Annotated in this window: 21 protein-coding genes; 8 read left to right on the forward strand and 13 right to left on the reverse strand. The window is 44.9% G+C overall.

Translation table 11 applies throughout. The features are described 5' to 3' along the window. Positions 1–11 precede the first annotated feature (11 nt). Positions 12–695 carry an endonuclease V gene (locus tag O8C65_12020; protein MCZ7357651.1) on the forward strand — a complete coding sequence of 228 codons (684 nt, stop codon included), beginning with the start codon at positions 12–14 and terminating at the stop codon, positions 693–695. On the opposite strand, the gene O8C65_12025 is transcribed toward O8C65_12020, so the two are convergent. The 5 genes from O8C65_12025 to O8C65_12045 form a co-directional block, all read right to left on the reverse strand. Then, positions 687–1,262: a nitroreductase family protein gene (locus O8C65_12025; protein MCZ7357652.1), complete on the reverse strand. Its 576-nt coding sequence runs from the start codon at positions 1,260–1,262 to the stop codon at positions 687–689. The two genes, O8C65_12020 and O8C65_12025, sit on opposite strands and share 9 nt — an antisense overlap. 15 nt (positions 1,263–1,277) lie before the next feature. Then, complete coding sequence (gene hypB, locus O8C65_12030; GenBank protein MCZ7357653.1) at positions 1,278–2,039, reverse strand: hydrogenase nickel incorporation protein HypB; 762 nt, start codon at positions 2,037–2,039, stop codon at positions 1,278–1,280. Continuing rightward, the gene (gene fhcD / locus O8C65_12035; GenBank protein MCZ7357654.1) at positions 1,990–2,883 is read right to left on the reverse strand and encodes a formylmethanofuran--tetrahydromethanopterin N-formyltransferase; all 894 of its coding nucleotides are present in this window, start codon (positions 2,881–2,883) and stop codon (positions 1,990–1,992) included. The genes hypB and fhcD overlap by 50 nt, the downstream gene beginning before the upstream one ends. A 139-nt stretch (positions 2,884–3,022) precedes the next feature. Next, the gene (locus O8C65_12040) at positions 3,023–3,298 is read right to left on the reverse strand and encodes a UPF0058 family protein (GenBank protein ID MCZ7357655.1); all 276 of its coding nucleotides are present in this window, start codon (positions 3,296–3,298) and stop codon (positions 3,023–3,025) included. Between the two features lie 157 nt (positions 3,299–3,455). Further along, a complete protein-coding gene (locus O8C65_12045) occupies positions 3,456–3,998 on the reverse strand; it encodes a hypothetical protein (GenBank protein MCZ7357656.1) in 543 nt (180 codons plus the stop codon). A 79-nt stretch (positions 3,999–4,077) separates the two neighbouring features. Between O8C65_12045 and O8C65_12050 the strand changes: the two genes are divergently transcribed. The 3 genes from O8C65_12050 to O8C65_12060 are packed head-to-tail and all read left to right on the forward strand — an operon-like array spanning position 4,078 to position 6,423. After that, a complete protein-coding gene (locus O8C65_12050; GenBank protein ID MCZ7357657.1) occupies positions 4,078–5,304 on the forward strand; it encodes a pyridoxamine 5'-phosphate oxidase family protein in 1,227 nt (408 codons plus the stop codon). Between the two features lies 1 nt (position 5,305). Beyond that, entirely contained in the window at positions 5,306–5,788 is a 483-nt protein-coding gene (locus O8C65_12055) for a pyridoxamine 5'-phosphate oxidase family protein (GenBank protein MCZ7357658.1), read from the forward strand. A gap of 32 nt (positions 5,789–5,820) precedes the next feature. Next, complete coding sequence (locus tag O8C65_12060) at positions 5,821–6,423, forward strand: class I SAM-dependent methyltransferase (protein ID MCZ7357659.1); 603 nt, start codon at positions 5,821–5,823, stop codon at positions 6,421–6,423. Here O8C65_12060 and O8C65_12065 read toward each other — a convergent pair. The 4 genes from O8C65_12065 to O8C65_12080 all read right to left on the reverse strand — a co-directional run bounded on the left by O8C65_12065 (position 6,420) and on the right by O8C65_12080 (position 8,505). Beyond that, positions 6,420–7,082, reverse strand: a complete 663-nt coding sequence (locus O8C65_12065) for a thioredoxin family protein (protein MCZ7357660.1) — start codon at positions 7,080–7,082, stop codon at positions 6,420–6,422. The two genes, O8C65_12060 and O8C65_12065, sit on opposite strands and share 4 nt — an antisense overlap. 5 nt (positions 7,083–7,087) lie before the next feature. Further along, a complete protein-coding gene (locus O8C65_12070; GenBank protein MCZ7357661.1) occupies positions 7,088–7,267 on the reverse strand; it encodes a hypothetical protein in 180 nt (59 codons plus the stop codon). Between the two features lie 10 nt (positions 7,268–7,277). Beyond that, entirely contained in the window at positions 7,278–7,565 is a 288-nt protein-coding gene (locus O8C65_12075; GenBank protein ID MCZ7357662.1) for a winged helix-turn-helix domain-containing protein, read from the reverse strand. An 85-nt stretch (positions 7,566–7,650) separates the two neighbouring features. After that, positions 7,651–8,505 (reverse strand): hypothetical protein, encoded by an 855-nt coding sequence (locus O8C65_12080; GenBank protein ID MCZ7357663.1) that lies wholly within the window; start codon positions 8,503–8,505, stop codon positions 7,651–7,653. Between the two features lie 158 nt (positions 8,506–8,663). Between O8C65_12080 and hisS the strand changes: the two genes are divergently transcribed. The 3 genes from hisS (at position 8,664) to O8C65_12095 (ending at position 10,708) form a co-directional block, all read left to right on the forward strand. Continuing rightward, complete coding sequence (hisS, locus tag O8C65_12085) at positions 8,664–9,896, forward strand: histidine--tRNA ligase (GenBank protein ID MCZ7357664.1); 1,233 nt, start codon at positions 8,664–8,666, stop codon at positions 9,894–9,896. Between the two features lie 156 nt (positions 9,897–10,052). Continuing rightward, on the forward strand, positions 10,053–10,310 hold the full coding sequence (locus O8C65_12090; protein ID MCZ7357665.1) for an AbrB/MazE/SpoVT family DNA-binding domain-containing protein: 258 nt from the start codon (positions 10,053–10,055) through the stop codon (positions 10,308–10,310). Then, positions 10,307–10,708, forward strand: coding sequence for a type II toxin-antitoxin system VapC family toxin (locus O8C65_12095; protein MCZ7357666.1), 402 nt, complete (start codon positions 10,307–10,309; stop codon positions 10,706–10,708). Before O8C65_12090 ends, O8C65_12095 begins: the two co-directional genes overlap by 4 nt. Before the next feature lie 9 nt (positions 10,709–10,717). Here the strand turns inward: O8C65_12095 and hisF are convergent, their stop codons facing one another. Then, positions 10,718–11,539, reverse strand: coding sequence for an imidazole glycerol phosphate synthase subunit HisF (gene hisF, locus O8C65_12100; protein MCZ7357667.1), 822 nt, complete (start codon positions 11,537–11,539; stop codon positions 10,718–10,720). Between the two features lie 193 nt (positions 11,540–11,732). On the opposite strand from hisF, the gene purM reads away from it, so the two are divergent. After that, a complete protein-coding gene (gene purM, locus O8C65_12105) occupies positions 11,733–12,725 on the forward strand; it encodes a phosphoribosylformylglycinamidine cyclo-ligase (GenBank protein ID MCZ7357668.1) in 993 nt (330 codons plus the stop codon). Between the two features lie 60 nt (positions 12,726–12,785). Here the strand turns inward: purM and O8C65_12110 are convergent, their stop codons facing one another. From O8C65_12110 to cofG, 3 genes are all read right to left on the reverse strand, one after another. After that, positions 12,786–13,097 carry a DUF4389 domain-containing protein gene (locus O8C65_12110; GenBank protein MCZ7357669.1) on the reverse strand — a complete coding sequence of 104 codons (312 nt, stop codon included), beginning with the start codon at positions 13,095–13,097 and terminating at the stop codon, positions 12,786–12,788. Positions 13,098–13,193: 96 nt separating this feature from the next. Further along, complete coding sequence (cofH, locus tag O8C65_12115) at positions 13,194–14,309, reverse strand: 5-amino-6-(D-ribitylamino)uracil--L-tyrosine 4-hydroxyphenyl transferase CofH (protein ID MCZ7357670.1); 1,116 nt, start codon at positions 14,307–14,309, stop codon at positions 13,194–13,196. Then, complete coding sequence (gene cofG, locus O8C65_12120) at positions 14,309–15,298, reverse strand: 7,8-didemethyl-8-hydroxy-5-deazariboflavin synthase subunit CofG (GenBank protein MCZ7357671.1); 990 nt, start codon at positions 15,296–15,298, stop codon at positions 14,309–14,311. Before cofG ends, cofH begins: the two co-directional genes overlap by 1 nt. Between the last annotated feature and the right edge of the window lie 137 nt (positions 15,299–15,435).

Genomic DNA, 15,435 nt, shown 5'->3' on the forward strand with positions numbered 1-15,435 from the left:
ATATTGTCTAAATGAATATCTTATCTGAATACTTTCCATCCGATACTTCGAGAGAATCCCTTCTTGCTGCACAAAGGATTGTAGCCAGGAAAGCGAAAATCAAAGATGATGTCGGCGATCTTCGACTTATCGCGGGCGTGGACCAGGCATTTGTGAAAGATAAAATCATCTCAGGGATAGTTGTCCTGGATTATGGTTCGCTTGATGTTGTCGGGAGTGTTCATTCTGTCGAAACAGTGAGCTATCCCTACATCCCAACATTCCTGAGCTTCCGCGAAGGGCCAGCAATTGTTAGCGCTTTTAGAAAATTGAAAAATCCTCCCGACATTCTGATGGTGGACGGCGCCGGGATAAATCACCCACGCTTCGCAGGTATTGCCACACACATAGGAGTCGCGCTAAACGTACCAACAATCGGCATTACCAAAAAGATTCTCTGCGGGAAAGGGGTTGAGCCCTCGCAAGAAGGAGAGGCGTCGCCTCTTGTCCATGAAGGCAAGATAGTCGGATGGGTGTTAAAATCCAGAGAGAAGACCAAGCCAATCATCGTGGCACCCGGTCACAGGGTTTCGCTTGAAAGCTCACTTTCGATAGCGAAGGCATGCCTTCACGGGCATAAGCTCCCGGAGCCTGCAAGACTTGCCCATGAGTACGTGAACGAGCTAAAAAGAAAACTTTCTGAATCTCTATTTTAACCAGACCACTTTTGGTTCTATTTTTTCGGGCATGGAAGTTTTGCTTTTTGGATAACCGAATATCAGAGGTGCAATAGCTTTATAGCCGTCCGGGGCGCCCAGTTCCTTCAGCAATTCTTCATTCATCAGGGCAGGGAGAACACCTCCGATCCAGCAGCTCCCGATCCCTTTTGAATGGGCGGCAAGCATCATATTCTGGGCTGCCATTGAACAATCGAAATCAACGGTCGGTGCGCTCTTGTTGCCGAGAATAATCACAAGGACAGGTGCATTATAGAACATATCCGTGCCTTTTGTTTTAAGAAAGACGAGGAAATCTCTTGCCTTTTGAGAACTATCTTTCATTGGCTCAAGCAGAGGGATCATGGATTTCTTCCCGCTTTCCGATATCTTTCTCATTGCATCTTTATTTTTTATCACAAGAAAGCTCCATGGCTGCGTATTGAAACCGGTTGGCGCATACCTGGCACAATCGATGAGGAATTTGATCTCATCATCCGGGATCTGGTCTTGCTTAAATTCACGAACACTGCGTCGTGTTTTGATCATTTCAATGATGTCTTTCAAAATAACACCCCACGATTAATTATCCTTCATTTCAATTATACTTTTCCTGACAAAACCAATCCACTCCGAAAATCCTTCCCCCGTCTTAAGGCTCATTTTCAGCACATCAATGCGCGGATTGATGGTACGGGCATCCCTCACCATTTTGTCTGCATCAGCATTTACAGCTTCAGCAATATCGATTTTATTCACTATAATTAAGGCTGCGGCACTGAAGATCAGGGGATGCTTTTCCACGATGTCGTCGCCTTCGCTAACGCTCACAATTACTACCCGTTTATGCTCACCAAGTTCATAGTCGGTGGGGCAGATGAGATTCCCCACGTTCTCTATGAAAAGGAGGTCAATAGAGTCAAGCGGCAGACTTTCAAGCCCATGCTCGACCAGATGCGCATCGAGGTGGCATTCTTTCCCTGTGTTCAGCCCGATTGTCGGAATCCCATACTTTTCAAATCGTGCAGCATCAATTCTTGCTATCACATCGCCTGCGATGGCGCCTATCCTGTATTCGCTGCCAAGCCGCTCGATCGTTTTCTCTATCAATAATGTCTTTCCAGAACCGATTGCGCCCATTATGTTAAAAGCTGTAATTCCATGCCTTGAAAGATCATTGCGAGTTTTGCTCGCTATCCTGGAATTCTCTCCAAGAACGTCATAATTAATAGAGATATCCTCGATGGTATGCATATTAAAAAAATCGAAAGGGAGGTCTAATTCCTCTTTTATTCTAAACCATATCCTTGAGATTGAACTTGTATGGGCCGAGGGTGCCGCCATAGTTCCCTGCGCTTATCTTTTTGACACCAGGGATCTTCACTGCAGCGGCTATTCCGGCTTTCATGGATCTGCTGATGTCGTCAACGCTCAGGCCATTGATAACGATCTCATAAATGGCATTTACATTTGCGGGCACCTTCGTATCCTTAATTTTTGCCTTGAGCGAAGGGCTGAATTTCTCGTTCGTGGTGGCTTTCATGAACTTGTAGTTCGTGAAGCCCACTTTTGAGCCGCTCGCCACTATTCCGCCGGGGAAAGGGGTTATCGTGCCATCCTGCTGGGCTATCGCATCCACGGCATTCTCGGCCGCTGCAAGGGCAGCCATCTGGTTATCGGCCATTATGAAGAAATTCCCGCCTGCAATGCCTTCCTGCGCGCCGATGCTGTGCTCTGCAATGAAATCGCCCTGCATCATAGGTATCTTATATGCTTTCCTTCCTCCAATATTGGTCTCTGATTCAAAGCCATCCCCGAAGAACTTGAGCTTGAAACCAGTATCGAACTGTTTTTCAGCGTTGGGTAAACCGTTCCACATTGCTGCGGTTGGCGCGGTCAGGACGCACTGGCCCAGCCTCTTCAAAAGCTGCTCTTCGAGGGCTTTGAAGCCGAACGTACATATCTGGATATATGCTCCAGGCCTTCCATCCGGCGTTTCATTGCCGTTTACGACTTTCTCGACGCCGGCCTCGGCCGGGCACATTATTACTGAAGTCCCAAAACCTGTTGCTTCCTGCGCCGCAACAAGAGCCCATCTCTTGGTTGCACCTGTGATCAAAATTCTTGCTATCTTTATCGGAAACGCTTCCGCGAATGTATCTTCTATTTCTATTCCATTAAGTTCCATTTTATATCCCTCACTTTGATGAAACCAAGATATTCATCCCTTTCAAAAAGGTTCATCAAACAAATCTTTGTTTTTTATGTATTACCTGATATATGCTTCGAAATGTTTCGAGCAGAAGAAAAGAAAATAAAACGTTTTTCTATTTGGCAAATTCTTCCATGGCGCGGCTTGCAAGTTCATGCATTCGCACTGAAGTCCTCCCGGCTCCGGAGAATTCATCATGGGACATTATGGACGCAATCTCCTTACCAAGCACGAAGATTGCATGTTTGTGTTCGGCTTTACTGCGATGCACATGTATGGGGCTTATTTGAAGAGACCGGTATTGGGAAAACTCTCCCTCTCCTTTTTCCTCAAAAAACTTTTTCATCTGCACCATCAGTGTGTGTAGCTGAATCAACTCTTCTTTGTGTATAGAACCGCCTCCTATCTTTGCGTAACTGCGGGCACAGCAGTTGTATGTCTGTTCACATTTATTCGATACTAAAACCATTTGCACGGAAGACGCCTTCCTACCCAATAGACTTAAAGTTTCCGATTTAATCTTAATGATTCATCGTGACTATTTAATTTTATGGTGTCACTATGATTTTCAGGTGTTGGAAACGCGGATATTCCTTGATATAAACGCCGTATGTTCCTGGTTGACTGAACGTGTAGTTAAACTGGGCACGATTCCATCTTAATATCGCTCTTGTATTGTTTGTCCATAAGCCCTCCTCATTCACAATGGTTAGCTTTTCTTCAGGACTGGTGGCATCATTTATCCATATTATGGAATCTCCTGAATTAATGGTAATTGTTCTATTATAAACATCATACTTGACCGGCCTTGAAGAATTGCTAACTATCCTGGGAAAACCATAATAGTTATCAACGTCGGAATAATAAAAAACCGAAACTCTGGCAATTGTTGGGGTCGGCGTAGGAATGGGAATGGTTGGCATAATCGTGGGCAATACGGTCAGGGTCGCTGTTGGAGTTTCTGTTGGGGTCGGAGTACGGACAGGCGCATTAACACATCCAAGGACAGAGGAAAATAAGATTATAAGAATTAATGAAATTAACTTAATATTTTTCAAATCATTCACCTGTCTCGTAATATCATTGTTCATAAATAACTCTATCGATTTGTTCTCTGATAGCGATTTAATCAGAGAAGTTTATTATCATTGCCTAACATGAATCACATGTATGGATAATGAAGAGAAAAAAGAGATGAAATGGATCTATGAAGAGATCGTGGGAAGGATCCCTCCATTTTCCCTGCTTTCGTATCAATACAGCATACTTCTCCAGTTGCTCTTCCTTCTGGTCCTCGGGCTTATGCTTGGGTTCATTTTCAATCTGGAGCCTATCGCTCTCTTTTATGGTTCTCTGGCAATACTTGTGGCGGTGTTATGGAGCCGGCTTATCCTCCAACTTGGCCCAACTCTTCGAAAATTCAGGGCGCCACTGAGCAGGGATGAAAATGAGCTGCTTGAGAGGTACAAAGGAATTCTTTTCCATCGGAACCATTACGAAGCCATCCCCGGACTTGCCATTTTCATTCCATTCATGGTTTATCTAATATATTTTGGATCGCACTTATTGGAATACTGGCTGGGAAAAAACCCGAATCTCATATTGCTTCTGTTCGTGAGCCTTCTCATCTGGGACATCTGTTACAGGATGGGGCTCGGCATATGGACTTCCATACTTGCGCTCTGGCGATCCGTCCGGCTCAAAAGGCTTGCAGAAAAAAGGACTGAACTTGAGCATACGCCATATACCGAACTGCGCTCCCTTCGAAAACTCGATACGAATAATGTGCTCTTTGGAATGATATCACTTCTGCTATTACCTGTTCTGCAAACTGACAATTTTCTCGTAACGATAATAGTTGTTTTCATGGTCTTTGTCACTCTTATATCTGTTATTTCAGCCTACATAATCTCAAAGGTGCCCTGGCTTCCTCCTGATATATACAATCTCGTAAAAGAGTCCAGTTTCGCTTATGTTGGAACCTCTCTCAAAGGCGTCCCGCATGTCACTCCTGTGGTTTATATTTTTGACGGGCAGAAAATTTTTTTTAACACCTCAAAAGAGGCAAAAAAATTGAAAACAATGCGCGAAAACAATAAGGTGGCTTTCTTAATAGATAAAAGGGATATGAGCAACATCTACGAGAACAAAGCCGTATTATTCACAGGCGAGGTAAAAATCTACGGCTTGCTTGATATTCCTCTGAAATTCATCCAGATGCTTGGGGCTGTCCACCTTTTCATAAAAAAATATCCTGAATACACAAGAAAATATTCGACTTCAGAATTGCCAAAAGCCTGGCAGTTGACCCCTATTATCGCAAGAATACTTGTAGAGGTAAAACCGGTTAAGATCATTTACTGGAGAGGCGCAAAACAGATCAGTGTTCCGGTGTGATATGAGAATACCTGATGAAATGCTGAACATATTATATGGTAATTATTTCGGCTATTTATGCACAAGCGATAGCCTTGATCAGCCGCATCTTACCCCGGTATTTTTCGTATTTGTTGAACATTCCATGAAAATATTTTTCATCACCAATGAGAAATCAAAAAAGGTGGGGAACATTTCCGAAAACCCCAATATCAGCATAACCGTAGATATTCGAGATCCGATAAATCCATTCAACAATGAAGGGGTCATGGCACAAGGCAAAGCGGAGATTACGGAGAGAGGGCCCATCTATTTCCTGCCTGAAGAGACGCTTCAGCTTTACCGTGATATTTACCTGGAATTCAAGAGCAAATACCAGGCTGTAATAGAGAATCGACCTCTGGGAGAGAATGATGTGATAGTTCAGATCAGCATCGAAAAAATGGTTTACTGGAAAGGACCTCATTTTAAATCCGTGCGAATCAAAGAAGGTAAAGTAATGTGATGTATATCGATACCTGCACTTCGCGTAATAAAATGTTCTCGCGGATAACGCCAGGATCAAGAGTGCTGGAAATTGGCTGCGAATCCGGCAGGCTTGCGAATCTTCTGACACTTAAGAAAAAATGCATGGTTTATTGCGTCGAGAAAGATCCGGTAATGGCAGTAATTGCGGGAAATAAATGCGTGGAGATACACAATATTGATGTTGAGAATACCGATCTCCCATTTGAAACTGGATTTTTCGATTACATCATCCTTGGAAATGTCCTTGAACATATGAGGGAACCCGCTGAAGTACTGTCCAGACTTAAGAAATTTCTTTCTGACAAAGGTTTCCTGATATATTCTGTCCCGAACATCGTCAACTGGCATTCGAGAATGACCATTTTTTTTGGGAAATTTGAGTATGCGGAAAGCGGTGTTTTTGAGAAAAGCCATCTGCGTTTTTATGATCTCAACTCTGCAAAAAAGCTTGCAAGTGACGCAGGATACATTCTTATCTGGCTGGATGTTACACCGAGTATCTATCTTTTTAAAGAGAGATTGAATTTCTTATGGTACAGGCTTGCAGTGCTCTGGAAGAACCTTTTCGCCGACGAGTTCATTATTCAGGCAAGAAAAGCAGTGCAGCTTTAAGAGTACATGGGGTTGTAGCTCTGGCGAAGCGCCATGCCTATCTGCTCAATGAAAATCTCGGGAGGCTGCGCGCCCATGAACGACGTGTCCTCATTTATCACAATGGTCGGAACGCTCATCACGCTGTATCTCTGGGCAAGATACGGGAATTCCGTCATCTCGATCACATCGGAACGAATGAATTCATTTTCAATGGCGAATTGGTGCGCGATCCTCGCCGCTCTCGGGCAATAAGGGCATGTTGGTGAAACAAACACCTGTATATGGACTGGTTTTTGAATCTCGGCCAGCCTTTTCTTTATATTGTCGGGTAAGGATGTGCTGCCTCTAGATGCATCCAATATATCCTCAATTATAACAGGAAACTCATAACCCGCGGGAACACCGTAATACCTGATGTGGTAATCTCTTTTTCCCACAATTGCGATGGCCGGGATATTTTTTATGTTGTATTTGAGGTCTTCATCGCCATTTAATACGAAATCATAAACTTTTGTTTTTATCCTTGGTGATAAAGTCCCCAGTTCAAGCACTATATCGCGCGCTTCCTTGCAGAACTGGCACTCCAGCTCCTGAGTGAAAACTATGAGCTCAACATCTCCGGTCAGTTTATCCAACTGCTTTTTTATCAGTTCTTTCTGGGCAGGATTGAGGATCATGCATCTTATTCAACAGATTTAAGAAGTTTTTCTACCCTCTCGAAGACTGTTTTCATCTCTTTCAGCTCCGACAGGATCATATAACTTAAGTAAATGGATATCAGGCCAAGAATTGCTACCACAATTATCAGTGCATATACCGACCATTGCGTGCTTGAATCCGACAGCCATGGCATCATCTGCATATTTTTCCTCCTACTTTGTTAACTCCTTAATCATACTTAATGACAGTATTAATTCAAAATTCTTTGCTTTGTAAAATTTCTTTGTATAAGGCGGCTCTTCAAAATGTCTTATTTCGCTCTCCACAAGACCTGCGTTTTCAAGTTTTTTTAGGTGCAGGTATAGAAGTGGACGTGATACTCCCACTTCCTTGGCAAGTTCTGAGACATAGCATTCATCCTCCGCAAGAACAGCCATAATGGAAAGGCTCACCTCGTTCCCGAGCGCATTTAATATTTCTGAAAGAGCTTTTTTATCCAATGGTTCACCAATTAACTAAAAGAATCTGAAAATATTTAAAATAAAAGGGATCTATCTTTTAGCCTTCTATAAAAAGACTGGAAGTTTACTCAACCTCCAGTATTCTTAAAAAACCTCCGTGCCATGTGTGATACCAAACTGCACCAGTGTAACTGTTGACACTCAGCATTCCGTAGATCTTGCCGTCTTTCGTCACTTCAATCGTGTAGTAGCCATAAAAAGCATCCGCATCGCTAACTTTTGTTCCTGGCAGCGCCCTGTCGAGGTAGCTCTGGGCGAGAACCAGCGCCTGCTTTTCTGTCACATTTGCCTGTGCCTGCGTATTCCAGCCCATGTGCCCGTATTTAGTGTTCCACATCATGTTGGGACCCATTTCCGGCATAACTGCGCCCGTATATTTATTGACCAGAAGCTCAAAGGCATATTTATCCGTGCTTTTCTCCTTTACACCCGCATAGAAATTGTTCTCAAATTCCATGACTTCTGAAAGTTTAAGATCAATATTGCCCGAGGCGGTAAGATGTTGTTCCACTGCTTTTTTCGCATCTTCGATGGTTATGGATGTTGAATTCACCCCGGCATAACCGCCGCAGCCATAGCTGCCATTACCATAGCTTGCACCATATCCCATCATTCCGCCGCCCATCATCCCACCCGTATAACCATTTCCATATCCAGAGCCCATCATTCCAGACGCATTTCCGTAGCCGCCCATCATACCTTTTCCATCCCCAGCGCCGGATCCCATCATTCCGCCGTCCATCATCCCACCCGTATAACCATTTCCGTATCCAGAGCCCATCATTCCATACCCGGCTACATTTCCATAGCCGGCCATCATGCCATTACGGAACCCGCCATAGGAAGGTCTTGCGACCACATAGCCTGCTCCCAGCACGATAATGATTGCTGCTACCGCCGCAATTGTTTTCATGTTCATATATTTCACCTTTAATTACTTATTTCATATGTAAGTTTTTCTTACATTATATAATTTATATTACTAAGGTATAAAGATTTCGTCGTTTTGACTGATAGCAAAAAAAACATAAGGATTTTAAGGGATTAAGCCTTTATCGGGCGAAAGGAAGTATTTGAATGGAAATCCAGAGACCCCGCGGCACACGTGATTTTCTCCCCACAGAGATGGCAAGGCGAAGGTATGTCGAGAACAAACTGCGTGAGGTTGCAGAGAGGTGGGGATACGGGGAAATTAAGACGCCCACTTTTGAGCATATCGAGCTTTTCACCATAAAGTCCGGGGAAGGCATACTGGGCGAGATTTACAACTTCAGGGATAAAGGGGACCGCGAGATCGCACTGCGCCCGGAACTCACTGCGCCCGTGGTAAGGATGTACGTAGAAGAACTCCAGAGGTCGCCAAAGCCCCTGAAATTCTATTATTTTGATAACTGTTTCAGGTATGAGCGCCCCCAGAAAGGGCGCTTCCGCGAGTTTTTCCAGTTCGGCGTGGAGATCATAGGCAGTTCACGTCCGGAGTCAGATGCTGAGGTCATCGGGCTGGCTGTAGAAATGTTAAAAAGCGCAGGTGTAAAAGGAGACCTGCACGTAGGGCATCTCGGCATAATCAGGGCTTTGCTGAAAGATACGCTGCCCGAACTTCAGAGCAAGATAATGAGGCTAGTAGATAAAAAAGACGACAAAGGTCTTGAGGAATTCCTTGATGAGATAAATGCTCCTGATGACGTGCGCGGGAAGCTATTCCGCCTCATAGGGCTTCGCGGGATCAATGCAGTGCCTGAAGCGCGGCAGCTTGTGGGCGATATAGAAGCTGTTTCGCAGTTCGAAGAGCTCCTTGATCTTCTGGACATCTACGATCTTGAATATCAGGTGGATCTCGGTATTGCAAGGGGTCTTGACTATTATACAGGTATGGTATTTGAGATATACTGCGAGGGACTCGGCGCACAGAACCAGGTTTGCGGGGGAGGTTCGTACCGCCTTGCACAGTTGTTCGGGGGGGAGGACACACCTTCTACAGGTTACGCCATCGGATTTGACAGGATCATGGAGATTTGTGAAGCTAAGCCCGCAGAAATAAAACGAATAGTGGTCGTATCGTTTGATGACACGCGAAAGGAGGCAATTGTTATCGCAAAGAATCTGAGAGAGCATGTCTCGACATATCTGGACGTGATGGGGCGCAAGTTCAAGGATCAGATTTCCTATGCCAACACCATAGGCGCAAGCCATGTGGTGATTGTTGGGAAGAACGAGCTTGATGCAGGGAAGGTGGCGCTCAAGGATATGAAGACTGGCGAGCAGGAGCTGGTGACGATGGAGGAAGTGGTGGGGAGAATGATTACATAGATTTTAAGCTTTCGATATTCTCCTTTACAATTTTAGCGCTTCTAACATCCTTTAACTCTTCAAATAAATCTAGCGACATCTGGTCAGCCATTTCAATACAACCATACATCCCCTCTCCCGATTAAGTATAAATACAAGTTATACCAGACATAAACATTGGAGCTAATCAAAATGGAAGCCATAATGAAAGTAGGTCCCAAAGGGCAGGTAGTAATTCCTCAGGAAATCAGGCACGCTCTGAACATCTATCCAGGATCAAAGGTGCTGTTCAGGTTAGTCAATAAAAAATTGGAGATAGAAAAACCTCCACAGGACGCAATAGCCATCTTCAGAGAAAGCGCAAAAGGCATGGGTAAACTCAAGTTCCATCCTCATGAAGCGTATGAAGAGGAACTGGAAGAGAGGATAAATTGAATTATTTTGATTCAAATCTGATTATCTACGCAATGCTGGATGAAACAGAAATTGGAGAGTGGGCAAGAGGGTTACTGGAACGTATGCAGAATGAGGAGATGCCTGCATGTACTTCTTTTCTCACGTTCGATGAGGTTTTTTATAAGGTGAATAAAGTCAAAGGCTCTGGCGTTGCCATTAAAAACCTTGAAGCCTTCTTAACCATGCCAAATATGAGGTTTATCGATGTTAATGATGGTGTGATATGGAAATCTCTTGAACTTATCAGGGAATACCAGCTTCTACCGAGAGATTCCATACATGCAGCAACGGCTTTTATTGCAGGCGCAGAGACCATCTTTTCAGAGGATACGGATTTTGATAACATCCCGGGTTTAAAAAGAACATGGATGTTCTAAAATATATTCTCACACCCGCACTGCCACACCCTTTCTCTTTAGATACTCCTTTGCCTCGCCAATCGTGTACTCTTCGAAATGAAAAATGCTCGCCGCAAGCGCAGCATCCGCTTTTCCTTCGGTGAATGCCTCGTACATATGCTCGAGATTCCCCGCGCCTCCTGAGGCTATTATGGGAATATCAAGAGTCTCGGAGAGCGTTCTTGTAATAGGAAGATCATACCCATCCTTCGTGCCGTCCCTGTCCATGCTTGTAAGAAGTATCTCGCCAGAACCGAGTTTTTCCACTTTCTGCGCCCACTGCACGGTATCAAGGCCGGTAGGCGTCCTGCCCCCGTAGATGACGACCTCGTACCATGCTTTTGTTCCATCTTCAAGTTCGATAATTGTTTTATCCCGGTTGTCCCTGAGATCGGTATTGCGCCTGCAGTCAATCGCGGTTACGATACATTGGGAGCCGAATATTTCCGCTGATTCTTTCACGAAATCAGGGGACTTCACAGCAGCCGTGTTAACCGAGACCTTATCCGCCCCAGCCCTGAGGATGCTCCGTATAGCGTCTGACCTGCTTATTCCGCCTCCTACCGTTAAGGGGATAAATACCTCATCTGCCGTTCTCTCTATCACATCGATCATCGTTCCCCTGCGCTCATGGGACGCTGTAATATCCAGGAAGACAAGCTCATCCGCCCCCTGCTCGTTATATTTCTTTGCAAGCTGGACAGGGTCTCCCGCCTCTTTTAAATTCACGAACTCTATCCCTTTGACAACACATCCGCCTTTTTTATCAAGTGTCACATCAAGGCAAGGGATGATACGTTTGGTAAGCATTGCGTTCCTGTAGTTGTTTTGGAATGAAATAGTTTTTTGTGTTCTATCCAACGATTACCAAAAACTTTATATTCTATTATGCTCATTATTATGGTGAGCAGGCATTAAGCTGTTTTATGTCACTCCACTTCCTATCCACGCCTGCTCTTTCCTATCATAAAATCTTTATGCAATCACTTTTATTGAGTGATGCATGGCTCTGACCTATGCAAAATCCGGCGTTGATATCGAGAGGGAAAATAAAGCTATAGCCGCCCTGGCAAGACAGCTTACTTATAAACGCAAAGGTCTGGGCGCCCCTTTAACGGAGGTCGGGCATTATGCAGGCCTTATTGATTTCGGGGAATATGCGCTCGCGCTCACCACCGATGGCGTGGGCTCAAAAGTCCTCATCGCGAATGAGATGAAGAAATGGAACACAGTGGGGATCGACTGCATTGCCATGAACGTGAACGACCTCCTGGCAATGGGTATCGAGCCGCTTGCGTTCGTTGACTATATAGCCATAAGTGAACCCGATGATGAGATAATGAAGCAGATCGGGGAAGGGCTTGCAAAAGGCGCCGAGATATCAAGGATGACCATCGTTGGGGGGGAAACCGCCACTCTTCCCGATATCATAAAGGGTTTTGATCTTGCGGGAACGTGCCTTGGGATGGTGAAAAAAGACCGGATAATCATAGGTGAACGCATAGAACCCGGGGATGCAGTTATCGGCATTCCTTCAAGTGGGGTTCACAGCAATGGATATTCCCTGGTGAGAAAGATCATAAAGCAGGCCGGCTACTCCTATTCAAATCCATTCCCTTATAATAGAGATACCACAATCGGAGAAGAACTGCTCATTCCCACAAGGATCTATATGGAAATACTTGAGGCGGCAGGCAAGCTCGATATTCATGGCCTTGCCCACATAACAGGCAGCGGCCTTATGAAACTCCACCGCATAACCAGATACGGGTTCGATATCAGCGACCCGTTAGAGCCCCAGGCAATCTTCAGGTTCCTTCAGGAAGAAGGGAATGTAGAGGATGTTGAGATGTACAAGACCTTTAACATGGGAATGGGTTTCGTGGTCGTATTGCCGCACAATGAAGCTAAAAAAGCTTCCGAGATGTTGGGCGGAAAGATCGTTGGAGAGATCGTGGAGGAAGGGATCCTTGTAAAGGGTCTGAAGATAAAGTAGAACAGGGATCAAGCCCTGCAATTCGACCTTAATGATCCCTGAATAATAAGTTCTCACCGATTATTTTTCAAATATTTTCACTGTTTTTGGCATTACCCCCGGACGCTTGTCTGTCATGAAATAGATATAGCCCAGAACGTGGACCTTATATTCAAGATATCCCTTAATGAAGTTGCTCAATCCCTCGTTCCTGCGACCCAGTATCAATATGCCGAACCACTGGATGATCATACATATTTCGGCGATGATCCCGTACACCGCTAATACAATTCCTATCGCAATCCAGTAAAGGATTCTGATAAAAAGCTCTAACCGGCTTGCATCGTGCTCATATACAAAAAGCTGTTTCATTTCCCCAGATTCTTCATTCATGGTACCACCTTTTAGGCTTATAAAAGCCTAATTATAACTGGGCCTGCATGATTATAGCCTTATCGATACCCGCATTTATGATAAGATTATTAATTACTAATTGTCAGGTATCGGCAATCTGTATAACGTATCTCGTTGCTGTGGAACACGCTTGATCTCCCTAATCAATCGACCAAACTCTTCAGGTGTCATGTATTCCCCGTTAGTAGCACCTGCGCTCCTGGATATATTTTCTTCCATCAATGTTCCCCCAAGATCGTTGGCACCGCAATCAAGTGCAGCTTGAGCCATTTTCTTGCCAAGCTTCACCCAGCTCGTCTGGATGTTCTTGATATGCGGATAAAGGAGCACCCTTGCAAGCGCATGGAGTTTTAAATCCTCAATTCCCCTGGGGACATTCGTGCTACCGCCAAGTCTGTTGTTATTCGGCAAAAAAGGAAGAGGCACAAATTCTGTAAAGCCTCCTGTTTTTTTCTGTATTTCTCGAATTATGAAGATATGTTCAATTCTCTCCTGCAAAGTCTCGATGTGCCCGTACATGATCGTTGATGTTGTTGGAATCCCCTGCCTGTGCGCGCTCCTTACAACATCGATCCATTCATGCGTGGTGAGCTTTTCAGGACATATTTCTTCCCTCACCCTGTCAACAAGTATCTCGGCGGCCGTGCCAGGCATGGAGCCGAGCCCCGCCCTTTTCAGGCGCGAGAGCGCTTCTTTCACACTGATATTACTGTTCCTCGCTGCATGGAACACTTCCATGGGCGAATATGCATGGATATGCAATTGCGGGAATTCTTCCTTTATGCTCTCGAGGATCTCGCAGTAATTAAAAATGTCCCAGTCAGGAAGAAGCCCTCCCTGGATGCATATTTCTGTGGCATTGATCTGCACGGCTTCTCTTGTTTTTTCAAGAATCTCGGGTATTGACAGGATATAACCATCCGGCTTCTTAAATGCGCAGAACCTGCATGTTCCGATGCACCTGTTCGTAAAATTTATGTTCCTGTTGATAACATATGTGACCGAGTCCCCCACTGCCTTCCTGCGCAACGTATCAGCACATGAAAGCAGGAACGAAGTATCCTTGTAAAGAGCCAGGGCATCATCCGGAGTGCATTTTCCTGCCTCGATACGCCCCTGAATATCGTCCTGATAGTATCGTAATTTCTGTATTGTACCACCTGAGGTTTGAAGTATTAACGCAATACTCATTAATATGTTTTCCGAAATCCTTCTGCATCAGAAAGACTTTGAATCAATGGCGCAATTTCCTCACTGTACCACTTTTTTTTCACGTATTGCGGATAAATAGGCAAGCGTTCGCGAAGTGGAACTCCGAGGCTTGTTTGCAGTTCCCCTATATCAGGCCATGGACATTCGGGGTTAATATGATCGATGGTTTCAGGAGAGATACCACCAAGGTCGGAAGCACCGCATCCTATCAGGTCCTTCGGGGGAATCAGGTTGGGAGATACCTGCACGGCGATATCCTCAGGAAGAATCCGCCGGGCCAGAGAAACGGTTTCCATCATTTCTTTGACGCTTGGAGAGGAACATGAAGCCATTCTTGTCCCGGGTTTAGGTATAAAATTCTGGATTATGACTTCCTGGATATGTCCGTATTTTTCATGAAGTTCTCTTATAATGTGGATCGAACGTGCCCTGTCATCGTGTGTTTCGCCTATGCCCACGAGGATCCCTGTTGTAAAAGGAATGCCGAGTTTTCCTGCGCATTCGATGGTCTTTATGCGCGCCGAAGGATATTTTCCTGAACATCCGCGATGTGCACTGACATCTCCCACTGTCTCAAGCATGAGCCCCATGCTTGCGTTGTAAGGTTTCAGTTTTTCAAGCTCCCGGCTTTCAAGTATCCCGGGATTACTGTGTGGCAATAGGCCGATCCTGATCGAAAGCCTGCAAAGCTCTTCAAGATAATCCAGGATCGTGCTATATCCGAAACCTTCCAGCAATTCCAGAAATCCATTAATCTCCTCCGGTTTCTCGCCAAAAGTGAAAAGCGCTTCAGAGCAGCCCGCATGTAATCCTCTTGAAAGTATATCCTTTACTTCCGCGGGTGAGAGGAGTTTTGCTTCGGGATCTCCGATATCCCGCCTGAACCCGCAGTAACCGCAGTCATTCCTGCAGATATTGGTGAGAGGGATAAAGACATTGCGAGAAAACGTGACAAAGGCCGGGTGCATGGACTATAATTGAAGTGAATTGTACATAAGAATGTCGAACGTTAGTTTAAAGTAACCAAAAGGATATTTAAAGTGACCTCCATTTGGGGTAACCGAGCAGCCAAAGGTACAGGATGATGAATGTTTTAGAGAGGAAA

Source organism: Candidatus Methanoperedens sp. (genome assembly GCA_027460535.1).
GTDB lineage: Archaea > Halobacteriota > Methanosarcinia > Methanosarcinales > Methanoperedenaceae > Methanoperedens.